The following is a 25,369-nucleotide window of genomic DNA, read 5'->3' as shown; positions in this document are numbered from 1 at the left end:
TCCAATACAAACAATAACCATCTCGGAAGCAGGCTGCCGATCAGCTTTCATAAACTGCCGGTTTTAACACTCCGATATAAGGCAGATTGCGATAGCGCTCAGCATAATCAAGTCCGTAACCCACTACAAACGCGTCAGGAACTTCAAAACCTACAAAGTCTGCTTTGATGTCCGCTTTTCTTCCGCTCGGTTTATCCAAAAGGGTAACAATCTTAATTGATTTTGCTTTACGGTATCGGAAGAGCTCTACGAGATAACTTAAGGTTAACCCACTGTCGATGATATCTTCAATAATTAAGATGTCCCGGCCCTCTACAGATGTATCCAAATCTTTAATGATTTTGACTTCTCCAGAAGAAACCGTAGAATTTCCGTAGCTTGATACATCCATGAAATCCATTTCCAAATATGTATCAATATGCTTGATAAGATCCGCCATAAAAGGAAGTGCTCCTTTTAACACACCGATTGCCAACGGAAATGTATCTTGATACTCGCTCGTTAATTCTGCGCCTAACTCTTTTACTTTCTCTTGTATCTCTGCCTCTGAGATCAGTACTTTCTCGATATCATGTTTCATCATGATTTTGCTTGCCCCCTACACTTTTCATGCTGTCTATATTGTAATACAATGCGGTCGCTGTTTGGAATCACAAGATCTTCAAAAATTGATTTTTTCAAGCCAGGTATCCAGATAATTTCACCGCTTGCGTCCGTCACAATCGGCCAGTTGTCTCTTTCTTGGAGAGGCAATTTCTTATCAATAAATATATCCTTTACCTTTTTTGAGCCGTTCATCCCTTTTAGTTTGATCCGGTCTCCAGCTTTTCTCGTCCGGATTGTTAAGGGAAATTGCACCTTTTTTTCACTTGTGATAAAAACAGCATTCCCATGTTCTTCAGGCGAATCCGCATAATGCTTTGCCTCTATCAGATATCCATTGGGGAGCACTACAGTTTTATCAGCAGCTCCGCTTAATTGGTATTCAAAGGGAACATTTTTGCACTGCCATTGTTCAAATGTAAACAAACATGTCTGATATGATTTGACCACCTTCAGCCCTTTCGGAAAGTCCAATACTCCTGAAGGACCGCCATTTTCCGCCCAATCAAGAAACTGCTGAATGTGATGGGCTGAAAAGGATGATGGAACGTTTTCATAAAGATAGTTTAATATTAGTTGAACTCCTCTTCTTTGTAAAGGCATCGGGAGGGCAAGCAATTGAGAGGAATTGATTTCAACTGATGTATTAGACTGGCTTGTGATTACTTTATTCATTTCATCTTTCGTTAATGACTGTAAGAATTGCTCATCTTCCGTCAGTGCTTCACTCACTTTTTGAAACCTTTTATGCACATCCGGAGACTCCTGTTTCAAAAATGGGAGCACTGTTTTTCTGAATCTGTTTCTTGTGTAGTCATCTTTGGCGTTACTTTCATCCGTCCGGTAGCTCAAGCCGTTTTCACGGCAATAGTGAAGGATCTCTTCCTTTGTAATCGTTAGGAACGGCCTGATAATCCGTCCCGTCCCAAAACGTCTAACCGGCTGCATTCCCGCAAGCCCCGTTCCAAGCGTGCCCTTAGCCAATCTCATAAGCATTGTTTCAACCTGGTCATCACCATGATGAGCAAGCGCCAGATAGTCCGCTTGGTGCTTTGACATGATTTCCTCAAAAAACTGATAGCGGCAATCACGTGCTGCAGCCTGCTTATTGAGTCCTTTCTCCTGTGCATATGCGGTTACATTGATTTGAGCCGTTTCACACACGAGCTGTTGAGCCTTACAATAAGCTTGGACAAAACGCATGTCCTCCTCGGATTCCGCGCCTCTGAACAGATGATCAACATGAGCTGCAATAATATTTGCTGAACGGCCGCATAAAGTATGCAACGCGTGAAGAAGAGCCATTGAGTCCGGACCGCCGGAAACGCCTACAATAATTGTCGCCCCTTTTAACGTAAGATTGTGTTTGTTTAAAAAATCTTTGACACTTTTCACAATGTCCTCCTCACAATGAGCAGGTATTTTAAAGATATTCATATCCTATCACTTTCAATCCCTCCAAGCAAAGAAGAAGCATAGGCTCTGCAGTTTACGCCGCTTAGATTAAGAAAAAGATAATGTAGGCGAAATAAAGCGCTAAAACACTGATCACGATGAGCGTTGTTTCAAATAACCCCCCCGACTTAGCCGGCTTCTGTTTTGGGGTATACCGGGTCTTCGTTACTTTTCCTTGACGAGGTTTTTGCTGCCTCTGTCGTGCGGCAGGCTGCGGTGATGTTTTTATAGGTTGTTTTCTTTGTACTGCTTTTTGCCCCGCGTCGAGCATATCCTTCTTCATTTCATCTGCGGATTGATATTCTCCGTTCAAGGCTGAAAAAAGCACTTTTTTATACTTATGCAGCAACGGGTTTCCTTCAATGAGCGACCTAAGCTGTTCTTTGGGCTGGTTTGTTTTCTTAAATTCTTTTTTATGCACGCTGTTGATCATAATCATAGCAACCGCGAACAAATCGTAGGATGGCTCTGCCTTTCTTGTTCCATACCCCCAATAGCCTCTGTCATAAAACTCCGTATACTCTTTTATCGCCCGGCCTTCCTTTGTCGTGCCGCCCACATCAATACAGCGGATCCTTGCGGGCGGGCCAGTTACGATTAGATTATCAGGTTTAAGATCGCCGAATATCCATCCTTGCTGGTGAAGCACCGATAAACTGGATAATAGCTGAATCATTAATACCGGTATCCATTCCGCTCCTTTATCACTGACATACTTCAAAAGCAGCGGCCCTTTTATGTATTCCATTGCATAAAAAGAAACTTTCGTATTGGCACTGGGAATATAGGCATCATCCGTATCAAAAAAAGAAGGCCCCATCGTAACGGACTGGGCCTTTGAGAAAGATTTCAAGACATTCACTTCAGAAGTAATAGACAGGCTGTCATCACTCACCTTTAAGGCAACATGTCCATCTGATGCTTCCGCCAAATACACAATTCCATTGGCCCCTTTACCAAGCTGTTTACGCAATGTATAAGTGTTTCCATTCCACTTGCCTTTGATTGTCGTACCCGGCTTTAGGCTACATGCCAAACTCGTCAAAGCGTCGTTCATCATCTGCCAGCATGCCCCTTCTTGACCGTATTTTTTCAAATTGCAGTGTCGCTTCACGAATCGCCGGACCTGTCGGCGTGATGCCCCCTGTCGAAAGCTTTGCAAAGAGGGTGGAAAGAGATTGCAGCTTCGGTGTCCAGTTCAGCACAAGCTCGACCTCTTGTTTTTTCCCGGGAAATATACACATCGCAAATTCGTTATTCCCGATTCGGGAATTGAGGCTGACAGACAAATCAATCAGCGCCTCTTTTACTGTTGGAAGCTTTGGCGCCATACTTGCACTTGTATCAACAAGAACCAAAACCTGAAGATGCACCGTTTCTCCAAGCTCGTCTACCACTTCCATGACTTCGCCGCGTTTTTCCGGAGAAAGCTCTTCCATTTCCACATTTTTTCCGAGAATTTGTTTCAGTTCTTGATTGACGACACCTTGCAGGGTTTGCGTCATCGCTTTTTTTGTTACCATTTGAACGGTTTGTGAGAGCTGGGATGCATAAACGACTTGGTGTACGCCGCCTCCGGCAAGTGCAATCCCTTCGACTTCCTTCATAGCCTCAGGGTCAATTTGATTTTCTTCCATTATACCTATGACGTTTACCGTAATCCCCTGCTCTTTAGCAAAAGCAGCCATTGCAAGCGGGTCTTCCCCATGGTTCGAGCAGCCATCCGTTATCAGCAAAATTTGATTTAAATGTCCGTTATTCACATTCATTCCTCCTGGAGAATACGAGGATTCTCAGATTCATATATTCCCATCTTCGCCAGAAGAAATTTGATTTATACGGAAGCGTTATGATATTTCTTGTTTGTTTTGAAAGATTGCCGGAACAGGAATGGATGCCCACTTCGGTGTATTGTGATCAATCCGGACGACGACAACAGTCATATCGTCCTCAATTTGGCCGGACCTTGTGCGGATGACTTCTTCCATAAGCAAATCGGCAATCTCCTGCGGGTCATTTGTTTTCAACCCTTTCATTTTACGCTTCATCCATAAGTCATGATTTTCTACATGCTTAGGCCCCTCAAAAATGCCATCACTCATCATAATTAAGAGGTCACCCGCTTTTAGCTGTTCACTCACAACCTCCACATCGAATTCATTAATAATACCGATTGGCAGATTGCTCGCTTGAACTTTCATGACCTGGTCACCCCGTTTGATAAAGCTAGGCGTCGATCCAACCTTCAGAAATTTACAGCTGGCATCTTGAAGGTCAATAATAGATAGGTCAAGCGTGGAATATATCTCATCAGTTGTCCTTAGGGATAATATGCTGTTAATGGTTTTAATCGCTATTTTTTCATCAATTCCTGATTCAAGGATTTTCTCAAGAAGCTTGATCGTTTCATTGCTTTCAAAGTGCGCTCTTGCGCCATTGCCCATTCCGTCACTGATTGCCGCAGCATATTTTCTGGCTCCAAGCTCCATCATGCTATAGCTGTCGCCGGAGACAAGGCCGCCGCCCTTCGCAGCGTGAGCCGCCCCTGTGGACACCCTGTATGATTTTGTTGACCCAAAGGCGACATGGCTGTATCCATTCGGATGCGGAGAGTGCTGTTCGGCTTTCACAAGAATTTGTTCTTCCAGAATGTCAGACAGCATAGGGGCAATGATTTTTTCACTTTCTCCATGTCCGCTGAACGGAATGGTCATTTCAATATCGATATTTCCTTGTTCAAGGCTATAGATCTCTACATGCTGAATCTCAATTCCGAAATGCTGAAGTGCCTCTATGATTTGCTCTTCCTGCAGAAAGTGCTGTTCTCGCTCTCTTTTTATTTCCCGAGAAAAGTCGGCCATGACCTCAGAAACGCCTAAAAGCTGTTCGGCAACAAGACGCCTGCTGTCCTGGACTTTTTTCTTGAGCGTCAAATGGGCATGATGATATGCGAGCTCATCCTCAATCAGCTCTTCAACCTGCTTTGATTTAGAACAATGCTGATGAAACTCTTTTTTCAGCCTTCGGTTTGATGCATATTCTTTTTCTTCTGTTTCAAGCATAACTTGTTTCATTAAGTCATATGTTTTATCAAAGTTCTGTACCCAGCACCTGTTTTTCTTGTAACACGTCTGACAGGAATGCTCCGTGATTTTGCTTAAAAACAGATCCACTTCGCTGTCATCTGTCTGTTCGTCTGATGCTTGGTAAAAGGTTGCAAAGCTTTCAGACAGCGCGTGAAATACATTGGAGAACTGGTCTACCTTCTGAGCAGTGACATCTCGGATTTTTCTTGCGTATTGCTGCTGCTCTTGAAGATGCTCCACAGTTCCCGGAATATATCTCGCCACTTTCCTTGTGATAGATTGAGGTGTGAGCAAAAACAGGCCGACTGCGATTAATGACTCATAGAGCGTTGTCATCAGACCGGCAGAGCCTTCACCATATAAAGATATAAGAAGCGACCCAACGATCAGGCCGATTGCCGCACCTGCTTTTTTCCCTTCCTTCAGCAAGCCGCCTAATAAACCGGAAAAAGCAAGCAGACTCATTTGATATAGGTTTCCGATATTCGCCAAGCCAAGAATCAGGCCGGTCACGACGCCAACCGTACAGCCAATGCTTGCTCCGCCAATAAAGGAAAAACTCAATACAACATATCGAGCTAATATATGTTCTGCCTGCATCCCTTGGTAGGATAAGCCGGCCAGCCCCGTTAACACAGAAGCAATCAGGATCATAAAGCAAATGATTTCCTCTATTTTTAATGATTGTTTCACTTTTTTTACAGTGAAAACTGGAAGGCTCTGAAGGAAAATCAATGTTAAGATAAACGATAGTCCAGCCTCAACGACAGCCATTACATAATCATAGGTTGTAAATGCGCCATTTTGGGCATAAACAAACCCGGCTCTTGCTGCAGCCATGGAGAAGAACACGACAATCGGGAGTGCTTTTACACGATCGTCGGTAATGAAGGCAGCCACTTTAGAAAATACGAAGAATGCCAGCAATGCCGCTAGTATGAGCAATGAGTGCTTCGGAGATATAGTCAGCGCACCTGCAAGCACGGCCAAAACCGCATAAAACGCTTTGTCTCTTCTGATGAGAAGCATCGCTCCAAAGAAAGGAAGTGCGAAAGGAAGCACCTCGGATAATATGAAAGCTCGTCCAAGCAAAAATCCGATGACGACATAAATGAATCCTTTATAGAAAAACAGTGAATGCAAATGATGAGTCACAAGCTTCGTTCCCCTATTAAAAAACGATTGGAGTTTTTCCAAAGCCTGTCCCGCCATTGGCCCGTTCACTCTTCTTTCTGCTTTTTCCATTCCTCTCATCTCCCACCTGTTATATTCGTTGCCTGTCATTATAGCGAATGCACAGATAGGATTTTGTCAAAAGAAGGTAAGAATACCAAAGAAATCTTCGACGGTTTCTGCCTTGATATTCGTTTATCAAAAGAATTTCTGGAATGTTGTCTAAAAATGAAAAAAATCGGTTTCTGCAAGAGAAACCGATTTTCTTAGGATGACCCGTACGGGATTCGAACCCGTGTTACCGCCGTGAAAGGGCGGTGTCTTAACCGCTTGACCAACGGGCCAAACAAATATGGTAGCGGCGGAGGGGATCGAACCCCCGACCTCACGGGTATGAACCGTACGCTCTAGCCAGCTGAGCTACACCGCCATATTGTTTTGTGCTTCTAAGCACAAGTTATATAATACAAAGGTTTGTCTCTTTCGTCAACAGAAACTTTAATGTTGTAATTTTCTGACTCTTAAAGAGGATGAGGATAATAAAAAAGCATCCGTCGGGATGAACGGATGCTTCATTTATTTTATAGAAAGCAGCAAGTTATCCTCTTCTTGCTCCGCGCCCTCCACGTTTTGATTCCGTATTGCGTTTTAAAGATGACAAGCGATCTTCGCTGTCTTTTAAAAACTTATTCATTTTCTGTTCAAAAGATTCTTTCGGACGGAAATCATTTCTAGGTCTGGCTTGCGGACGGTCTTTAGCTTTTTTAATAGATAAACCAATTTTCCCGTCTTTTTCAACGTTGATGACTTTCACTTCAACTTGGTCGCCGACTTTTAAGTGGTCGTTAATGTCTTTGACATAATTATCAGCTACCTCACTAATGTGAACGAGACCGGTTGAGCCTCCAGGCAATTCAACAAATGCTCCAAAATTTGTAATACCTGTAATTTTCCCTTGCAACTTGCTGCCAACTTCAATCGACATAAAAAAAGTGCTCCTCCTTAGGCTTATAAAAAGATCGTTTGCTTAATTATACCTAAATAAAAATTTAAGTGTCAACAAGGCTACTTGCTCTTCTTCTCCACATTGAAGATAATTTCTCCGTCTCCAGACATGAATAAGTCCCTTCTGGCAAGCTCTGTGACGTAATCCTCATCCTTCAATTTGGATATTTCTTCTTTTAAATCCGCTTGTTTTGTCTTTAAACTTTTCAGTTCTTTTTCAAGCTGTTCTTTCTTTTCTTCTTTTGCACTAAGGGAAGATGTTTGGGACCATACAGAGCTTGCCAGCACAATTGCAGTCAGGAATACTAGGGCGCCGAATACAGTTAACCGTCTGTACAGCCCTTTGCGTCTTCGTTTCTTCAGCTGATTTTGCCGTTCTACTTGTTCTTTATAGTCGTTTTGTATTTCAGTTATCGTTCGTTCCCTGGAAAAATTCAAACCAGACGGTCCTCCTTTCATCTCTTCAAAAACCGTGTGATGGTCGTTCTTATGGTTATCAATAGTTTCTTCTTCTTTTTGAGAAATCCTGCACCTTTTTCAAAATAACGTCTAAAAGTTAGACGCATTTTCATAGGAAGAAGTTTCAAACATTGTTTCGCGATAAAACGGATCGGAAAACACAAAACCATGACTATTTTATATAGACACAGCAGGAGAAAACCGATCAGGCGGTATGTTTTCTTGAATAAAAATGCCGCCACCCAGATGACCGCTCCGCATGTCCACACAATAGGACGAAATAACACGTGCTGAATGAGTTTTTTGAAGAATTGATAAACAGAAACAACAAGGTAAATGACGAATTTCAGTATTTTTATATAGATTCGTTTGCACAGGCTCTGATACGTCGCAACGCCCAGCAGAACCGCTAAAAAGATGTAAATCCTGAATTCTCCCTCATTTACATGAAGCAAGACATAAAAGAAAAGCAGCCCTTGCACAATCCAGAAAAGAATATCATGAATAAATAATAGCCATCTGGCTGTTTTAGCACGAATAACAAAGAGCCGGTATGTATCAAGCGAAGCACCAAGCCAGAGACCCATACCGGACATCGCCAGCATTGTATAGAATTGTGTCGTCAGCGTCATTTAAACAACTTGCTAAAAAACCCTTTAGCTTTATCCCCTTGTTGTTCGTCTAAGTACACTAAATCAAATACCCTGCCTTTAATCGAAACAATCCCTTTTTCCACATCGAGATTTTTCATCTGCAGGTTTTGGCCTCTGACGGAGAGCATTCCCATTACCGTTTCCAGCAGGAATTCTTCATTATCAAAGCTCTCCACATGCTTAACCCCAGAAATATCTAAATGCTTCCGGCCTTTCATTGTCACATCATGCTGTTCCGGAACAGACGAAGAACCTTTTTGATCATAATATGAATTCATCTATTCAGCCCCCATATCCTCGATACTTTTAGCACTATTACTGCATTGTATGAGGAGGGGGATTTTTTTAGAACAAGCCTATTCGCCGAGTTTTTCTTCTTTTAGAATCGTATACATGTTTGCAGCTTCTTCTTTTTTCGTTGTGTCTTTCAATTCATTAACTTGAACCGTTACAAGCTTTTGGCCGAAGCGGACCGTTAGTTCATCTCCCGGTTTTACGTCAGAGCTTGCTTTCGCCTGGTTTCCGTTTATAGAGATTCGTCCTTGGTCTGCTACTTCCTTCGCTAGTGTACGTCGTTTGATCAGCCGTGATACTTTTAAAAATTTATCTAATCTCATATCTATGATCTCCTCTCAGTTTCTTTTGCTTCGTTCCACAGTTTGTCCATGTCCTCAAGAGGCATATCAGCCAGCTCGATTCCCTTTTCCTTCGCTGTTTCTTCAATGTATGAGAACCGTCTCCGGAATTTGTCATTAGTCATAGTCAGCGCTTCCTCTGGCTCTATTTTGTAGAAGCGGGCTACATTCACCAGTGCGAACAAAATGTCGCCAAACTCGGCTTTAAGATTGTGTTCATGAGGAGCTTCAGAAACCTCAGAAGAAAATTCCTTCATTTCCTCACTTACCTTTTCCCAAATATCGCTGACGTCTTCCCAGTCAAAACCGACCTTTGCTGCTTTTTTCTGCAATTTAGCTGCTTTCGAAAGAGCTGGAAGGGGCTTCGGTACGCTGTCTAATAACGATGATTCAGATGTATTTTTTTCAGCCTTTTTTATATCTTCCCAATTTGCCAATACATCGTTCTCATCCTGAACCTTAACATCTTTAAACACATGGGGATGTCTTCGGACCATTTTTTCACTGATTCCTTTTATGACATCATCAATTGTGAAATAACCTTCATCTTCACCAATTTGCGCGTGAAGCAAGACTTGAAGCAAAACGTCGCCAAGTTCTTCGATCATATGGTCTGTGTCTTCTTCGTCAATTGCTTCGAGAAGCTCATAACATTCTTCAATCATGTACTGCTTTAATGACTGATGCGTCTGCTTTTTATCCCACGGACATCCATTAGGTCCGCGAAGCTCTCTGATGATGCTTCGGAACGTGGAGAATTCGTGATAAAGCAGCTTCTCTTCTTTAATCGGCGGAATATACACACTTGTTAAGTTATTCAGGGCGACATTGCGGTCCAGCTCAAATAATGGCACTGTCCTGATATCTTCGTCACGGCTGCCTGCTGCAGTCACGATCACGACCTCATAATCATCAGGCAGCTTCTCCATTAATGTCAGCTTCACTTCAGAGGCCGTCATTTGGTCGTAAACCTGACATATAATCAAATGATGGCTGAGCTCAAGCTCATCCGCGGACAATGTGCCGGCATCCACAAATTGAAAACCTTCAATCGGGTCAATTTGCAAGGCATTGAATGTGGCATCAAGGAAACTTTGTCCCCCCGCAACTTTCACTTGAACGTTTTCCTTTTTCTGCCGCTCTGTCAGCAACTGAACTGTTTTTTCTGCGACAAACGGGTGTCCCGGTACAGCATAAACCACGTCCTCACGCTGCGCGGCTTCAAAGAGGATATCAGCAATTTCTTCATATACCGCCTCAAACTGATCATGTTTCTCATATATATCGTCAAAGTAACGGATGTTCTTCGTTTCTTTTTCAAGCTCCTCAATTAAAGGATGATCCTTGGTTCTGACATACAGCGTATCTGCCTTCGTCAGCAGCTTGTGTATACCAATTGTCAATTGGTCCATGTCTCCGGCGCCAAGTCCGACGACAGTAATTTTACCCGCCATTTTGTTCTCTCCTTCTCATGAATTTGCTTAACTTGCTGCCGAATGGCATACTGTTCAGCTCTTCATCTGTAAATATTCCCAATCTCATCATACAATAAATAAACACCACGCCACCAATGGCAACAGCAGAAAGACTCTCAATCACAGCCGCTCCTCTTCCTGTTGCAGGAAACAAGAAAGTCCAGAGACGCGTATACGCAAGTAAAATAGCTGACATCAAAAGAGCAGACCCAATAATCGGAATCAAAACGCCTCTAAGCTTATCGAGCCATTCCTTTTGCCGAAGCTGATACAAGTTAAGTCCGGCGACAGCCGCAAAGGAAGCCGCTGTCGCAAGCGATGCACCTTCAATCCCATAGCGCGGAACCAAAAGAGTGTTTAACACCCATTTCACTGCAACACCCATGCCTACCGCTATCGCAGGAAAAACTGTGTACCCCGCGCCCTGTAAGACTGCCGCTGCCGTTACCGCCATAGATGCAAACAAAATAGAGCTGCTAAATACTTGTAACGCACCTGTCCCTTCTCCATTTTGAAACAGCATGATATTCACCGGCTTAAGAATGCAAATTAATCCAGCCGATGCGCCTGTACCGAGCACAAGGCATAGTTTCAAAGATGACGTGATTTTTTCTTTCATGATCTTCAGCTCATTGTTTTTTACAGCCCTAGAAATATACGGAACGAGTGACGTCGCAATGCTTACGGCAAAAACTGAGCCGAGCTGCAGCAAGGGCTGTCCCCGATCATAAATCCCCTTTAGGCGTTTCGCTTCTTCGCTTGCCTCGCCACCTGATAGCAAAGCATATAAATTCAAAGCATCAACAAGCTGGATAAACAAAAGCAGCAAACTGCTTACACAAATTGTAACCGAATATAAAAGCAGTTTTTTCGCCAATTCTTTTGTTGTGATGGCATTTTCTTTTTGCCTACCCGTTTGCTTGTCTCTTTTCATTTTGAACCAAAAAAATCCGAGTATTATCAATGCAACGAAACTTCCGGCAAGAGATCCGGAAGCTGCTGCCGCTCCCGCAGTATAAAGTGAGGCTCCTTTTTTGACGAACCAAAATGATAAGCCTAAGAGCACCGCAACTCGCAGAAACTGCTCTGTCATCTGTGACAGGGCAGAAGGGAGCATTTCGTGCCGCCCTTGAAAACCGCCTCTAAGCAACGCGACAAATGGGAATAACAGAAATGCATACGAGGTCACTTGAATTAACTCAGCGAGATGCGAATCCCCCATAAAGAGCGCGATTGGAACCGCACCCAAATATAAACAAAGAAATAATAACATACCGATTAAAGACAAAAACAACGCTGATATTTTTAATATAGTGTGATGATTTTTTTCGCTATAATCATTCATCAGTTTCGAAATAATGACCGGAAATCCTGATGTTGACAGCATAACCGCAATACCAAGAAAGGGATATACCTGCTGATATATATAGAATCCAACATCGCCGACAATGTTTTGAAACGGGACTCTGTAAACGGCGCTTAAAATTTTTGTGATGACGCCTGCCAGAATTAAAACAAATGCCCCCTGCCAAACCCAATGCCGTTTAACGCCTATTGAATCGTCCATCCAAAAGCTCCTTCCCAACGTCAAGGTCAATACGGTTCACGTATTACCGCGGCACAAATAAAAACGAGGTTATTATACCACATCCCAACCCTTGGAATCCTTTTTCGGCACGCATGAAAAAGAACAGCATCTCAGAGGAGAGCTGTTCTTTTCATACCTATTTTCGATAAAAGGAATAAGACCTACTGTTCCATTTGACGGGCCAAAAATCCAGCTGCTGTTTCAACGGCTTTATGCTCTACTTCGCCCATTGACTGATCTTTTGAAAAAATCACCACAGCACCTATCGGATCGCCATTCGCCACTATTGGGCCGACAGTATAAGAATTCATGTCCTCATCTATGCCATTCACAAGCTGTACTGATTTCGCATCACTCTCAAGCACAGAGCTGCGCTGATCCATTATTCTTTCCAGCATTTCGCTGATTGACTTGTTTAAGTAATCTTTTTTGGAGCTGCCAGATACGGCAATATATACATCACGATCACAAATCAGTACTGAATGGCCGAGACTGTCGTAAAGCGCGTCTGCATACTCTTTTGCAAAGTCTCCAAGCTCACTGATCGGAGAGTACTTTTTCAAAATCACTTCTCCGTCACGATCTACAAAAATCTCAAGCGGATCGCCTTCCCTGATTCTCAGAGTTCTTCGAATTTCTTTAGGAATCACGACCCGACCTAAGTCATCAATACGACGTACGATACCGGTTGCTTTCATCTCTGGTGCCTCTCTTTCATTTGATGGTATATACATGTGGGAAAGACCTAAAGCAGTTACTTTATGTACCTTCCGCCTCGCTTGAAATTAGTATCCGTCACATCAAATGTAATATACACCAGAGAGTAACAAAATTTACGTTGATGAAATGGTTTGCTTTTTCACATCTTTTAAACCCTTCAGCATGCCCAGTACGGTCTCGAGCCACTCATCAGCACTACGGCCTTTCGTCTGTATGGAGATTTTGAGTTTTTTCCCTTCCATTCCCAGTCCGATTTGTCTGCCATATTGATTGCCAAGCTCAAACAGCTTCTGTCCGTCAATTTCAGCACTTGCTTCTTCAGAGATCGTCAATCTGACAGCGTCTTTATCCTGCTTAATCAGCTCGACACGTTCCTGTCTCGCATAAACCTTCATTTCTGCAACAGTAAACAAGTATTCGACTTCTTTTGGATAATTTCCAAAGCGGTCGATCATTTCATCCTGAAGCTCATTCTTCTCTTCGATTGTCGCCACAGACCTAAAGCGTTTATACATATCAATTTTCTGTTTGCCGTCTTGAATATATGTTTCTGGAATATACGCATCAAGCTCGACATCAATTTCTGTTTCAAACTGCTCTGTCTTCGCTGTGTCCCCTTTACGTTCTTCAATAGCCTCTTTCAGCATTTGTGAATAGAGGTCAAATCCGACCGAATCGATGAAGCCGTGCTGCTGGGCGCCAAGAAGATTCCCGGCTCCGCGAATGGTTAAGTCACGCATTGCAATTTTAAAACCGGAACCTAGCTCCGTGAATTCTTTAATAGCCTGCAGCCTTTTTTCAGCTACTTCTGTCAGCACTTTATCCCGACGGTACGTGAAGTACGCATACGCCACACGGTTAGACCGGCCGACACGACCCCGCAGCTGATAAAGCTGAGAAAGACCCATCTTGTCGGCGTCAAATACAATCAGCGTATTGACGTTCGGGATGTCCACACCTGTTTCAATAATGGTTGTACTGACGAGAACGTCTGATTCTCCTTCAAGGAAACTCAGCATAACGGTTTCTAATTCATTTTCTGTCATTTTTCCGTGGGCGTACGTCACCTTTGCGTCAGGGACAAGCATTGAGATCTCATCCGCTTTCCGCTCGATGTCCTCTACCCGGTTGTACAAGAAATAGACCTGGCCCCCGCGTGCAAGCTCACGTTCAATTGCCTCTCTGACAAGAGCGCCATTGTATTCCACAACATACGTCTGTACCGGGAAGCGGTTTTCCGGCGGAGTTTCGATGACTGAAAGATCCCTTACGCCAAGCATAGACATATGCAGCGTACGCGGAATCGGCGTTGCTGTTAGCGTTAATACATCAACATTGGCTTTAATTTGCTTGATCTTTTCTTTATGGGTTACACCGAAACGCTGCTCTTCATCAATGATGAGGAGCCCTAAGTCTTTATACACGACATCTTTTGATAGCAGCCGATGCGTCCCGATGACGATATCAACCGTCCCGTTTTTCAATCCTTTGATTGTTTCGTTTGCTTCTTTTCTTGTTCTGAACCTGCTGAGAAGTCCGATATTAATCGGATAGTCCTGGAAGCGCTCTTTAATGGTTTCATAGTGCTGCTGGGCCAAAATGGTTGTCGGAACGAGCAGAGCTACCTGCTTTCCATCACCGATCGCCTTAAACGCGGCACGTATGGCAACCTCTGTTTTACCGTAGCCTACATCTCCGCACAGCAAGCGGTCCATCGGACGTTCTCTTTCCATGTCTTTTTTGATTTCGTGAATCGAACGGAGCTGATCCTCAGTCTCTTGATAAGGGAAAGCTGATTCGAATTCACGCTGCATCTCATGGTCAGGAGAAAACGCATATCCCTTGCTCGCTTCTCTTTCGGCATAGAGCTTAATTAAGTCATCAGCAATATCCTGAACGGATGTCTCTACTTTTTTCTTAACCCGTTTCCATTCGCTTCCGCCTAATTTATACAGCTTTGGCTCTTTCCCTTCGGAGCCGACATATTTTTGCACCTGATCAATTTGTTCTACAGGGACGTAAAGCTTGTCACTTCCCTGATAATGAATATTTAAATAGTCTTTATGAATTCCGTTGATTTCAAGAGTTTCGATTCCCAGGTATTTTCCGATCCCGTGATTAATATGAACGACATAATCACCAATTTGAAGCTCAGAATAGCTCTTGATGCGCTCTGCATTGGTAAGCTTCTGTTTTCGCGGCTTCTTTTTCACACGGTTTTTGAACAGTTCTTCTTCCGTAATAACGGCAAGCTTCATTAATGGCAGCTCAAATCCCGATTGGAGCTCGCCTTCCATGATATAGACCTGTCCCTGAACAAGCGCCTTTTTACTGTCTGTCACGGCGGCCTCGATATCATAATCAGCCAAAACAGATGACAATTTCTGTGTACGTTCCTTGTTTGCTCCTAAGAACACAACAGTGAAATTTGATTTTTTAAAACGCTCCATTTCACCCGCGAGCACGTTCATTTGCCCATGGAAACTCTGCATTTGCCGGCCTGACACATTGACGATATTTTGCGGACTCGTATGCTGTACATGCCGCAAAAATAAAGAATAGTACAGCAGAGGCCGTTTTTGCTCAGCCACTATTTTTTGGAAGCTGAATGACAAACGAATGTCATGCAAAATCTTCCCTTCCTCAAGAAGATTTGTTATAAATTCCGCTTCTTCTTTTTGAAGCTGTTCTTCCATCTCATGAATCCGACTGACTTCATCCAAAATCAGAAGTGTATTATCAGGTGTATAATCTAGTAAACTAGCAGGCTTTTCATAGAAATATGAGAGATACTTCACGAGCTCCTGATCTGTCTGCCCTTCAGACAAGCGTTCTTTATCGTGTGAAATATTCGCATGAAGTATTTCTTTTTGTTTGTCAGCCTTTAATTTCTTCAAGCTCGCGGCAAGACCATTATCGATTTTCTCCATCGCCCGCGCTTTTTCTTGCGATCTGATAATTAATTCCTTCGCGGGACCGATATTGATCGAGGTAAGGGTCTCAATTGACCGCTGATCATCTGAATTAAAGCTGCGGATTGAATCGACTTCAGTGTCAAAAAGTTCAATTCTCACCGGATTTTCTGAAGTCAGCGGATAAATATCAATGATTCCTCCGCGAATACTGAATTCTCCGGGCGCAGATACCATATCAGACCGTTCATACCCTACCTCTACCAGCCGTGACGCTAGCTGGTCAGGTTCGATATCATGCCCCACTTGAATGAGCATCTGGCTGCTTTTCCACACCTCCACAGGCGGCAGCATTCTTCTGATTGCAGCTACAGGAGCAACGACAATTGGCGCTTCTCCATTCGTTAATCTATTAATGACATCTAATCGCTGCGCCCGTAATTCAGGGCTTGCCACTGCGATTTCTGATGAAATGAGTTCATTGACGGGGTACAAAAGGACAGACCGATCCTCTAGAAGAGAAGTCAGATCATCTGTTACTTTCTGGGCTTGATATAAGTTATGGGTGATGAGAAAGATAGGCTTATTCGTTTCATTAGCCAGAGCAGAAGTAAAAACAGAACGCGCGGAACCCGACAGACCCGCGAGCAGTTGTTCCTTCAGGCCCTCGTGTAAACCGTTGATGATGGATTTAAAGTCATCGCTTTCTTTTATAAAGGTTTGAATGTTGTCCATATGGCCCCTCCTCTCTGTTTCCTGTGAGAACAGAAAAACGCTTTGGTCTAGTGTCTACACCAAAGCTTTTTATTGAATAAATGTGTGATATTCGTGGTAATGCGGATTTCGGTCAAGCGCCTCTTGGCAGTCTTCACATATCGTCAAAACATGGACATCTCCATTTTCTTTATAAGAAATCATATCGTTTCTTTCCTCATTTGTTAAGTGCTGAAATCCAAGTGAGTCTGTCGATACCATTGAAGATTCGAGACTGCCTACTTTCACTCCGCAATGACGACAATAATAATGCAAAGCCATACAAGGGACCTCCTGATGAAAAAGTCATTTTGGTGTAGTATGGACTTTGTTGTTTCATTTTATACCTTTGCGTTAAATTCGTTCATGACTTCTAAAAACGGTTTACTCAGAGAAGCCTCACAAGCCTTCACAGATTTATCAACCGCTTCCTCGATCTCAGGTGCCTCCTCCTTGGTAAAGGAGCCTAACACATAATCAACGACCTTCATGCCGTTTACAGGCCGGCCGATTCCGATGCGGATACGGTCAAACTCGGATGTTCCAAGATGCTGGATCAGTGATTTGATGCCATTGTGCCCTCCGGCGCTTCCTTTCGTTCTTAAACGAATCTTGCCAGTCGGAAGGTCAAGATCATCGTAAATGACTGTCAAATCTTCGTTATCGACATCATAGTAGTCCATTAAAGGCCGCAAACATTCTCCTGATAAATTCATATATGTAAGCGGTTTAACAAGTAGAACCTTTTTGCCGGAAACAAATCCGGTTCCGTATAATCCGTTAAATTTATTCTGATTCAGCTCTATATTCCATTCCTTTGCAAGCTGATCTATCACCATAAATCCGACATTATGCCGTGTATTTTCATAGTTCTTCCCCGGGTTTCCGAGACCGGCAATCACAAGCATGGCGAATCCTCCCTTAGTCACATAACTCCCGTCTTCATAAACGGGCTATAATTCTTCTCATTCTAGCACAAAAGACGTAACCGCGGGAGGGTTACGCCTTAAGCTATTATTGTTCTTTGTTTTCACCTTCAGGCTGAGCATCAGCAGATTCCTCTTCATCGATCTCAGCTGCTTCCTGCTGCTGCGGAGGAAGGATAGAAGCCACGACCTCATCTGATTCATGATGAAAGGAGTAGTCACCGCCAGCAGGCAAATCCGCGATCGTCAGTACTTCATTTACATCGAGATTTGAAATATCAGCCTCAATCGTTTGCGGAATGGCTTTTGGCTTAGCCTTTACAGTAAGTGCATATAGCGGCTGCTGCAATACGCCTCCGTTTTTCTCACCAATGGCTTCTCCGGTCAAATGAATCGGCACTTCCACTTCAATGTCCTCACTCATATTGACTACTTGAAAGTCAGCATGAGTAATTTCATTTTTCAGCGGGTCCGTTTGCAGGTCTGTCACCATGACAGAGTGTTTTTCTCCGCTGACCTCAAGCGTAATGACTGCATTTTTGCCTTCGTCCCTCAGCGTTTTGATCAGCTCCACACTGTCTAATGACACAGGTTTGTTGGCCGTATCCTTCCCATATATGATACCTGGAACATGTCCTGAAGTACGGATATTCCGAAGAGACGAACGAGTAAAGTCCGTTCTTTCTTTTGCCGTTAAAGTTGCCATATTCAGCACCATCCTATTATCGTTTTAATTGTCCTATTACAAACAATACCCATAACGATTAGGATTTAAACCTCAAAAAACAGTTTAGCTGAACAGATAGCTGACTGATTGCTGTTCATGAACGCGAATAATCGCTTCAGCAAGAAGCGGTCCGACTGAAAGCTGCTTAAAGCGTTCAATTTTCTTTTCTTCAGGAAGCTTGATGCTGTTTGTCACAACGAGCTCTTTAATTGTTGAATTATTAATCCGTTCAACCGCAGGGCCTGATAGTACAGGGTGTGTACAGCATGCATATACTTCTTTCGCTCCGTTTTCTACGAGCGCATTAGCAGCAAGTGTAATCGTACCTGCAGTATCAATAATGTCATCGATGAGGATAGCAGTCTTCCCTTCGATGTTACCTACAATATTCATGACTTCCGCCACGTTTGGACGCGGACGGCGTTTATCGATAATCGCAATCGGCGCTTTTAGTCGGTCAGCCAGTTTGCGGGCACGTGTCACACCGCCGTGGTCTGGTGAAACAATGACGATATCTTCAAGGTTTTTGCCTTCAAAATATTCTCCTAAAATCGGAACACCCATTAAGTGGTCAATCGGTATATCAAAGAATCCTTGAATTTGCGGCGCATGCAGGTCAAGTGCAATCACACGAGTCGCACCGGCTGTTTCAAGCAGGTTAGCGAAAAGTTTAGCTGTGATTGGCTCACGGGATCTTGCTTTTCTGTCTTGACGCGCATAACCGTAATAAGGAATAACAATGTTAATCGTTTTTGCAGAAGCGCGTTTTAACGCATCTACCATAATCAGCAGTTCCATAATATGCTCGTTAACGGGGTCACTTGTAGACTGGATGATGTAACAATCACATCCGCGAATACTTTCTTCGATATTAATTTGGACTTCCCCGTCACTAAATCTTGTGACAGAACATTTCCCTAATTGAACTCCAACTATATCTGCGATTTCTTTTGCAAGCTCTGGATTCGAATTCAAAGAAAAAATCTTTAAATTCTTATCTCCGTATTGATTAGACATGGATAAACCTCCGAATTTAGGATTATTTTTTATGAATATTTTTCACATAATCGTCTTTATTTACTTGTCTCGCTCTGGCAATAGCAAGTGCTTTTCCAGGTACATCTTCCGTAACAGTTGAACCTGCCGCCACATAAGCGCCTTCTCCGACTGTGACAGGGGCAACCAAGTTGGAGTTGCAGCCGATAAACGCGCCATCTTCAATTTTTGTCAAATACTTATTCTTTCCATCATAATTGACAGTAATTGAACCGCAGCCCAGGTTTACATCAGTGCCTACGTCTGCATCGCCGACATAGCTTAGATGAGATGCCTTGCTTCGGTCTCCGAATTGTGTCTTTTTAATTTCTACAAAATTCCCGATCTTCACTTCATTCCCGATGACAGAATCAGGTCTGATGTGAGCAAAAGGTCCTATGTTTACATCATTCCCCACTTTACTGTGATTGACTACCGATTGTTTAATAACCGTACGGCTGCCGATGGAACTATTCATAATCTCCGTATGAGGGCCAATTATCGTATCTTCTCCGATTTGCACCTCACCTTTAATCACAGTTCCAGGATAAATCACAGTATCGCTTCCGATAACAGCGTCAGGAGAAATATACGTATTCATCGGGTCAATCAACGTCACGCCATTTTGCATATGCCGTTTATTAATACGCTCTTTCATAAATTGTTCTGCTTGAGAAAGAGCAACTCTATCATTAACACCGAGCGTTTCTTGGAAATTACCAGTCTGGTAAGCGGCAACAGTTTCGCCTTCATTTTTAAGAATCTCTATGACATCCGGTAAATAATACTCGCCTTGAGCATTATCATTAGACACCTGATCAATAGCCCGGAATAGCGCTTCATTGTCAAAACAATACGTGCCGGTATTGATCTCAGTTACAAGACGTTCTTCTTCAGAGGCGTCCTTATGCTCAACGATTTTTTGAACCGCTCCGTTTTCGCTGCGAATAATGCGGCCGTATCCGGTTGGATCTTCTGCAACCGCAGTTAAAATCGTAGCTTTCGCTTCTCTTTGTGTATGTTCTTTCAGCATCTCTTCCATCGTCTCTGCTGTTAAAAGCGGCGTATCCCCGCAAATGACAATCGTAACGCCTTTTTCGTCAGCAAGAAATGGCTGTGCCTGTTTTACAGCATGAGCAGTGCCAAGCTGTTCTGCTTGAAGCGCGTACTCGCTTTTATCACCAAGCTGCTTTTTCACTTCTTCTGCACCATGTCCGACAATCGTGACAAGCTTCGATAAAGATAATTTTAAGGCTTCGTCCACGACGTGCTCTACCATAGGCTTACCGCAAACTGGATGAAGGACTTTATAAAGCTTCGATTTCATTCTCGTTCCTTGTCCAGCCGCTAAAACAACTGCAAACCGCTTATCCATTTATTGGCCTCCAATATCCCTTTTATCCATAGAAAAATATATCCTAAATATCTTCTGATTTCAAGGAGACTTCATGAAGTGCAAGAATTTTCTATTGAGTGCAAATGTGTTTGAAAAATCAGAATTAAAAAAGGACCGCCGGCAAAGGGCTTATGTCAGCCCTTTCAGCAGTCCTTGCTTTTTGGTTATTTTTTAAGAAGCTCCAGCTTCTTCGAATTCTAATGCTTCAGTGTCACCCAGACGATGATACTCATTTAACACGGCATCTTGAATCTTTCCTCGCGTGCTTGAATTAATAGGATGAGCAATATCGCGGAACTCTCCATCAGGGGTGCGTTTACTCGGCATCGCAACGAAAAGACCATTGTTTCCATCAATCACACGAATATCATGTACAACAAATTCGTGATCCAGCGTGATGGATGCAATCGCTCTCATGCGACCATCGGTATTCACGCGGCGTAATCTTACGTCAGTAACTTCCACAGTAGTTCACCACCTTTTCCCTATATAAAAGCATTAGTGTATCAATTCCACGATTTTCTCTGAAATCCTGCTCGTTTTTAAAATATTTTTTGAAAAAATAGGATATAGTTACACAATTAGGTCATATCGCTTTTATTTCGGGCATAAGGTAAATAAAAAAGTGATCCCGGGTACTCCCAGAATCACTTTTCTTATTATTTTACCAATGCAATAACTTCAATTTCGACTAACGCATCCTTCGGGAGCCTTGCGACTTCAACACAAGATCTCGCCGGTTTGTGGGTGTCAAAATATTGTCCGTACACTTCGTTTACTTCCGCAAACTGTTCCATATCCGCGATAAATACAGTTGCTTTTACAACTGTTTCAAAAGAAGCACCCGCTTCTTCCAGAACCGCTTTTAAGTTGCTGAATACTTGATGAGTCTGCTCCTTAATATCTCCGTTCACCATTTCGCCTGAAGGAGTCAAAGGGATTTGGCCTGAGCTGTAAAACATATTGTTGACGATAATCCCTTGTGAATAAGGCCCAATTGCCGCTGGGGCATGTTTTGTGTGGACTGCTTTTGTCATGATTCTGTCTCTCCATTCTTTAAAAGATTGTCTTTAAAAAAACGCAGAAAATTGCCATTCTGAATTTCAATGGACTTCTCTTTCATGTTGATGGTTGAAAGAGTAAGAAGTGACATATATTCATCAACAAGACGTTCATCTACTCCTTCGGCCTCTACTAAGACGCCGATTCCCGCCACATTTGCGTTAAACTCATCCAACAGGTTAATCATACCATTAATTGTGCCGCCTGCTTTCATAAAGTCATCAATAATGAGTACGTTTGAACCCGTTTTCATGCTTCTTTTCGCAAGTGACATTGTTTGAATGCGGTTTGAGGAGCCTGAAACGTAATTAATGCTGACTGTGGAGCCTTCTGTTACCTTATTGTCTTTACGAACGATCACAACAGGCACATTCAAATAGCTCGCAGCTGCGTACGCAAGAGGGATGCCTTTCGTGGCAACGGTCATGACAACATCAATATCGCGCTCTGCAAACACGGAAGCAAACAGCTTCCCTACCTTGGAGAGTACAGATGGCTTTCCTAAGATATCCGTTAAATATACATAACCGCCCGGAAGGATACGTTCAGGATTTGCCAGCGACTGTCCAAGAGTCTGCACAAACTCTTCAGCTTCAGCCTGCTTCATTTTCGGAATATATTTAACGCCTCCGGCAGCACCGGGAACAGTAAGCAAAGTACCGATCCCCTGCTGTTCAAAGGTTTGTTTAATAATTGTTAAATCTTCACTGATCGATGATTTTGCAGATTCATACCGCTCAGAGAAAAAGGTTAGCGGTATTAACTCGTGCGGATGGGTTAACAAGTAATTTGTTAAGTCCACCAATCTGCCGCTGCGACGAAACTTCATGAACTTACCCCCAAAATCCGAATATTTTAAGATCAATATAACTTAACATACGGATTTAATCAAGAGCGTTCTGTTCGCCGATCATTCTCACCGCATAAACTTGATCGCAGAAGCCTCTTAACCCGTTATAAATTCTCTGCACCTTCGACTCATACTGAACCAGTCCAAACACTGTCGGTCCGCTCCCGCTCATTAACACGGCATCTGCACCAAAGCGTTTCATCTGGTTTTTGATCATCGCGACTTCAGGATGCATATCGAGCGTGACAGATTCGAGCACATTGCCTAGACGGCCGCACATCTTCTGAAAACTCTTTTCCTCTATCGCCTCGATCATGCCTTGTACATCGGGATGCTCTATATCATCCAGTTTCAGCGCTCTGTACACTTCAGCAGTTGAAACACCGATTGTCGGCTTCGCTAAAATGACCCAGCAGTGCGGAGGCGTGCTGATATGTTTTATTTTCTCGCCGCGCCCTGTTGCTAGTGCAGTTCCTCCATAGACACAAAATGAAACGTCGGAGCCAATTTCCGCTCCAAGCTCAGCAAGCGTTTCCGCAGAAAGATTTAAATTCCACAGTCTGTTCAGCCCTCTGAGCGTCGCCGCCGCATCACTGCTTCCGCCGGCAAGACCGGCAGCCACCGGAATTACCTTCGTAATCATGATGGAAACTCCCTTTTTCACGTTGTATCTGTCCTTGATCAGCTTGGCGGCCTGATAAGCTAAGTTTCTTTGGTCATCAGGCACAAAACGGTTGTGGGAGGACACCCTCACTTCATCCTCTGCCAGCTCCGTCAATTCAATTCGATCAGCTAAATCAATTGTCGTCATGATCATTTCGACTTCATGATAACCATCCGGGCGTTTTCGGGTGACGTCAAGTGACAGATTGATCTTGGCTGGCGCTTTTTCTAAAATACGCATAGCTTTCACCTACTTCTCCATCTAAACATAAGTATGAACATTGTATCACATTTGAAGTACAGGATGAACATATCCATATTCAGCCCATTATGTATTTATATCCAACATAAAAAAACCGGGGAACAGCACGTCCCCCGGGTCACATCCTTATCGGTTATTATGATTCTGAGCCATTTGCTGTTCAGCGATTTCAATGGCGCGCTTTACCATATTACCAGCATCGCGGGCCCGAATTTCGCCCCAACCGCCATTTTTTACTGTGTCATAAAAACCAAGGTCCTTAGCCAGCTCATATTTAAACTCATCTGACATAACTCCACGACGTCTGCCCAAACGAAACAACCCCTTTTTTAGAAGTGATAGCCATTCGTGCACGTCACGATAATATGTGACTGTTTTATCTTTTGTTAAATCAAATGGAACTTTCGTTAAAATTACTGGAAACCAAAAAAGGGCAAAACAAAAAGCAGTAAACAAAAGGTTCACTGCCCGTTAAAATGCCACTGAGCTTGCTGCGTCATCATTAAATGTCAGCTCAACAGTCTCAGTCAAAATATCAGCATAACTGTATGAAACTCTTTCAAACGAGTTCTCGTCTTGATCTAGTTGTATCACAAAAACAGAAGGGTACGTCTCAGCTAAAATGCCCGAACGCTCAATCGTTTTTCGGCGGCCACCGTTTGCTTTTAACGTCAGCCTTTTACCTAAATTTCCATCAAGCGATCTTTTAATATCGGACAACGTCTTCGCCATTGCATCCACCTCACTACATTTATTGTACAACACGAGCCCATTTTTGTCAAATAAAATTTAAATTATATCAACGTTAATAAGACGTTGTCAATAAAATTATTTTGACAAAATTCTATGATTCCTCAATTATGTTCCGCAAGTTTCGGTAAATTATGTATCATTATGCAAAATAAAAAACCCGCATAGATCTACTATCCGGGTTTTCAACTGTTAATTGGACTTATAAGGCATACCAATTCTCAGTACTCCTCTTGTTTCAATACCTCCAAGCCCTTTCTCTCTTGTCAGCGTATTACGGAGCACTTCCCATACATTGATCCGTTCCATAAACGGTGTAAAGCTGATCTTCGCGACGATATATACCGGATCAAGCGCGTGAATATTTACTCTTGATGGTGAACTCGCAAAATTTGCCCCCGCTCTGATAAGTGATTCAAAATGGGATTGGCAGGCCCCCGCAAAAATAACAAGCTGATCTAAGTGAGGGATCTTTTTTCGGGCGTTTTGAACCGTTTCAACAAAGTGCTTAGAATGTCTGTACGCGTTCAAATCATCAATGCCGCCCTTTTGCTTCGAATACGCATCATGCCCTGTTATCACCAGGATATCTGGTCGATATTTGTCGAGCAATTCTTCAATAGAAGCAGACATTTTCTTTTCGTGGCAATGGATGCCATAGACCGGCACTCCAATTTTTTTATAGACATTCAGGCATTTTTTCAGATATGCTTCATCACCATCCAGATGAAGCACTTTTCCAGGCATATGGAAATAATGCTCCTGATGCTGATATTGGCTTGTCGCATAGTACTCCTGCTTTTCTCTGAGCAGCTTATAATCCTGGCGGAGCAATTCGAGCGACTCATTCATTCTGCTCTCATCTTTCTTTTTCCGCATCATCTGCTCATCTTTTTTCACTGCTACCAGATCAGAAAAATCCGAATCAGCAATCAGCCTGACTTCATCTCCATGCAAAATGGCAATTGAATTTCCTTTGCTTGTTTGCTCTATTCCTATAATTCGAAACAAAACATCCATCTGATAGGATTTTCTGGCTACCATATCCCCTATTTGAAATTGCACGTTCCTCACTCCACACATAGACTAAGCCTCATCATGAAAGAAAGAGCCTTGAGAAAGCGCCTTTTTTCGCTGAGTCCAAGTTTTTTCTTATCATTGAATGAAAGGTCCTTCTCTAG

Annotated in this window: 26 protein-coding genes and 2 tRNA genes; all 28 read right to left on the bottom strand. The window is 43.1% G+C overall.

All coding sequences use genetic code 11. The features are described from left to right. Positions 1-40: 40 nt before the first annotated feature. Positions 41-583, bottom strand: a complete 543-nt coding sequence (gene hpt / locus BLL41_RS20840; RefSeq protein WP_014662497.1) for a hypoxanthine phosphoribosyltransferase — start codon at positions 581-583, stop codon at positions 41-43. Then, the gene (gene tilS, locus BLL41_RS20835; RefSeq protein ID WP_071579267.1) at positions 580-1,998 is read right to left on the bottom strand and encodes a tRNA lysidine(34) synthetase TilS; all 1,419 of its coding nucleotides are present in this window, start codon (positions 1,996-1,998) and stop codon (positions 580-582) included. Before tilS ends, hpt begins: the two co-directional genes overlap by 4 nt. A gap of 103 nt (positions 1,999-2,101) precedes the next feature. Next, entirely contained in the window at positions 2,102-3,118 is a 1,017-nt protein-coding gene (gene prkT, locus BLL41_RS20830; RefSeq protein WP_071579266.1) for a serine/threonine protein kinase PrkT, read from the bottom strand. Beyond that, positions 3,084-3,821, bottom strand: a complete 738-nt coding sequence (locus BLL41_RS20825) for a vWA domain-containing protein (RefSeq protein WP_003243782.1) — start codon at positions 3,819-3,821, stop codon at positions 3,084-3,086. Before BLL41_RS20825 ends, prkT begins: the two co-directional genes overlap by 35 nt. An 84-nt stretch (positions 3,822-3,905) precedes the next feature. After that, on the bottom strand, positions 3,906-6,389 hold the full coding sequence (spoIIE, locus tag BLL41_RS20820) for a stage II sporulation protein E (RefSeq protein ID WP_071579265.1): 2,484 nt from the start codon (positions 6,387-6,389) through the stop codon (positions 3,906-3,908). Between the two features lie 200 nt (positions 6,390-6,589). After that, a tRNA-Glu gene (locus tag BLL41_RS20815) sits at positions 6,590-6,661 on the bottom strand. A gap of 9 nt (positions 6,662-6,670) precedes the next feature. Continuing rightward, a tRNA-Met gene (locus tag BLL41_RS20810) sits at positions 6,671-6,747 on the bottom strand. Between the two features lie 168 nt (positions 6,748-6,915). After that, positions 6,916-7,302, bottom strand: coding sequence for a S1 domain-containing RNA-binding protein (locus tag BLL41_RS20805; RefSeq protein ID WP_003218379.1), 387 nt, complete (start codon positions 7,300-7,302; stop codon positions 6,916-6,918). 80 nt (positions 7,303-7,382) lie between these two features. Next, positions 7,383-7,760 carry a cell division protein DivIC gene (gene divIC / locus BLL41_RS20800; protein ID WP_003242110.1) on the bottom strand — a complete coding sequence of 126 codons (378 nt, stop codon included), beginning with the start codon at positions 7,758-7,760 and terminating at the stop codon, positions 7,383-7,385. Between the two features lie 17 nt (positions 7,761-7,777). Continuing rightward, entirely contained in the window at positions 7,778-8,413 is a 636-nt protein-coding gene (gene yabQ / locus BLL41_RS20795) for a spore cortex biosynthesis protein YabQ (protein ID WP_071579264.1), read from the bottom strand. Next, positions 8,410-8,712, bottom strand: coding sequence for a sporulation protein YabP (gene yabP, locus BLL41_RS20790; protein WP_003226714.1), 303 nt, complete (start codon positions 8,710-8,712; stop codon positions 8,410-8,412). The genes yabQ and yabP overlap by 4 nt, the downstream gene beginning before the upstream one ends. A 78-nt stretch (positions 8,713-8,790) precedes the next feature. Continuing rightward, positions 8,791-9,051: an RNA-binding S4 domain-containing protein gene (locus BLL41_RS20785; protein ID WP_003226716.1), complete on the bottom strand. Its 261-nt coding sequence runs from the start codon at positions 9,049-9,051 to the stop codon at positions 8,791-8,793. 2 nt (positions 9,052-9,053) lie between these two features. After that, the gene (yabN, locus tag BLL41_RS20780) at positions 9,054-10,523 is read right to left on the bottom strand and encodes a bifunctional methyltransferase/pyrophosphohydrolase YabN (RefSeq protein ID WP_071579263.1); all 1,470 of its coding nucleotides are present in this window, start codon (positions 10,521-10,523) and stop codon (positions 9,054-9,056) included. Further along, positions 10,513-12,111, bottom strand: coding sequence for a putative polysaccharide biosynthesis protein (locus BLL41_RS20775; RefSeq protein WP_071579262.1), 1,599 nt, complete (start codon positions 12,109-12,111; stop codon positions 10,513-10,515). The genes yabN and BLL41_RS20775 overlap by 11 nt, the downstream gene beginning before the upstream one ends. Before the next feature lie 182 nt (positions 12,112-12,293). Then, entirely contained in the window at positions 12,294-12,830 is a 537-nt protein-coding gene (gene spoVT / locus BLL41_RS20770) for a stage V sporulation protein T (protein WP_014662490.1), read from the bottom strand. A gap of 135 nt (positions 12,831-12,965) precedes the next feature. Beyond that, positions 12,966-16,499, bottom strand: coding sequence for a transcription-repair coupling factor (mfd, locus tag BLL41_RS20765; protein WP_071579261.1), 3,534 nt, complete (start codon positions 16,497-16,499; stop codon positions 12,966-12,968). A 69-nt stretch (positions 16,500-16,568) separates the two neighbouring features. Next, positions 16,569-16,799, bottom strand: a complete 231-nt coding sequence (fin, locus tag BLL41_RS20760) for an anti-sigma-F factor Fin (RefSeq protein WP_003243417.1) — start codon at positions 16,797-16,799, stop codon at positions 16,569-16,571. A gap of 59 nt (positions 16,800-16,858) precedes the next feature. Then, positions 16,859-17,425: an aminoacyl-tRNA hydrolase gene (pth, locus tag BLL41_RS20755; protein WP_003226727.1), complete on the bottom strand. Its 567-nt coding sequence runs from the start codon at positions 17,423-17,425 to the stop codon at positions 16,859-16,861. 106 nt (positions 17,426-17,531) lie between these two features. Beyond that, positions 17,532-18,149 (bottom strand): 50S ribosomal protein L25/general stress protein Ctc, encoded by a 618-nt coding sequence (locus tag BLL41_RS20750; RefSeq protein WP_071579260.1) that lies wholly within the window; start codon positions 18,147-18,149, stop codon positions 17,532-17,534. Positions 18,150-18,233: 84 nt separating this feature from the next. Further along, complete coding sequence (locus tag BLL41_RS20745; RefSeq protein WP_003218353.1) at positions 18,234-19,187, bottom strand: ribose-phosphate diphosphokinase; 954 nt, start codon at positions 19,185-19,187, stop codon at positions 18,234-18,236. Between the two features lie 22 nt (positions 19,188-19,209). Continuing rightward, positions 19,210-20,580: a bifunctional UDP-N-acetylglucosamine diphosphorylase/glucosamine-1-phosphate N-acetyltransferase GlmU gene (gene glmU / locus BLL41_RS20740; RefSeq protein WP_071579259.1), complete on the bottom strand. Its 1,371-nt coding sequence runs from the start codon at positions 20,578-20,580 to the stop codon at positions 19,210-19,212. Between the two features lie 192 nt (positions 20,581-20,772). Further along, the gene (gene spoVG, locus BLL41_RS20730; protein WP_003218346.1) at positions 20,773-21,066 is read right to left on the bottom strand and encodes a septation regulator SpoVG; all 294 of its coding nucleotides are present in this window, start codon (positions 21,064-21,066) and stop codon (positions 20,773-20,775) included. Between the two features lie 194 nt (positions 21,067-21,260). Then, positions 21,261-21,638 (bottom strand): 2-iminobutanoate/2-iminopropanoate deaminase, encoded by a 378-nt coding sequence (gene ridA, locus BLL41_RS20725; RefSeq protein ID WP_003226738.1) that lies wholly within the window; start codon positions 21,636-21,638, stop codon positions 21,261-21,263. Then, positions 21,635-22,492 carry a pur operon repressor gene (gene purR, locus BLL41_RS20720; RefSeq protein ID WP_014662485.1) on the bottom strand — a complete coding sequence of 286 codons (858 nt, stop codon included), beginning with the start codon at positions 22,490-22,492 and terminating at the stop codon, positions 21,635-21,637. Before purR ends, ridA begins: the two co-directional genes overlap by 4 nt. Before the next feature lie 55 nt (positions 22,493-22,547). After that, the gene (gene ispE / locus BLL41_RS20715; protein ID WP_071579257.1) at positions 22,548-23,417 is read right to left on the bottom strand and encodes a 4-(cytidine 5'-diphospho)-2-C-methyl-D-erythritol kinase; all 870 of its coding nucleotides are present in this window, start codon (positions 23,415-23,417) and stop codon (positions 22,548-22,550) included. Between the two features lie 147 nt (positions 23,418-23,564). Continuing rightward, entirely contained in the window at positions 23,565-23,750 is a 186-nt protein-coding gene (locus BLL41_RS20710) for a small, acid-soluble spore protein, alpha/beta type (protein WP_040081073.1), read from the bottom strand. Positions 23,751-23,909: 159 nt separating this feature from the next. Further along, positions 23,910-24,170 (bottom strand): biofilm formation stimulator Veg, encoded by a 261-nt coding sequence (gene veg / locus BLL41_RS20705; protein ID WP_003218330.1) that lies wholly within the window; start codon positions 24,168-24,170, stop codon positions 23,910-23,912. A 210-nt stretch (positions 24,171-24,380) separates the two neighbouring features. Beyond that, a complete protein-coding gene (gene prtG, locus BLL41_RS20700; RefSeq protein ID WP_071579256.1) occupies positions 24,381-25,253 on the bottom strand; it encodes a sporulation-specific protease PrtG in 873 nt (290 codons plus the stop codon). Positions 25,254-25,369: the final 116 nt, after the last annotated feature.

This window comes from Bacillus sp. FMQ74, assembly GCF_001875785.1.
Taxonomy (GTDB): Bacteria; Bacillota; Bacilli; order Bacillales; family Bacillaceae; genus Bacillus; species Bacillus stercoris.
The sequence above is the reverse complement of the archived record's forward strand: the minus strand, read 5'-3'. Positions and strand labels throughout refer to the sequence as shown.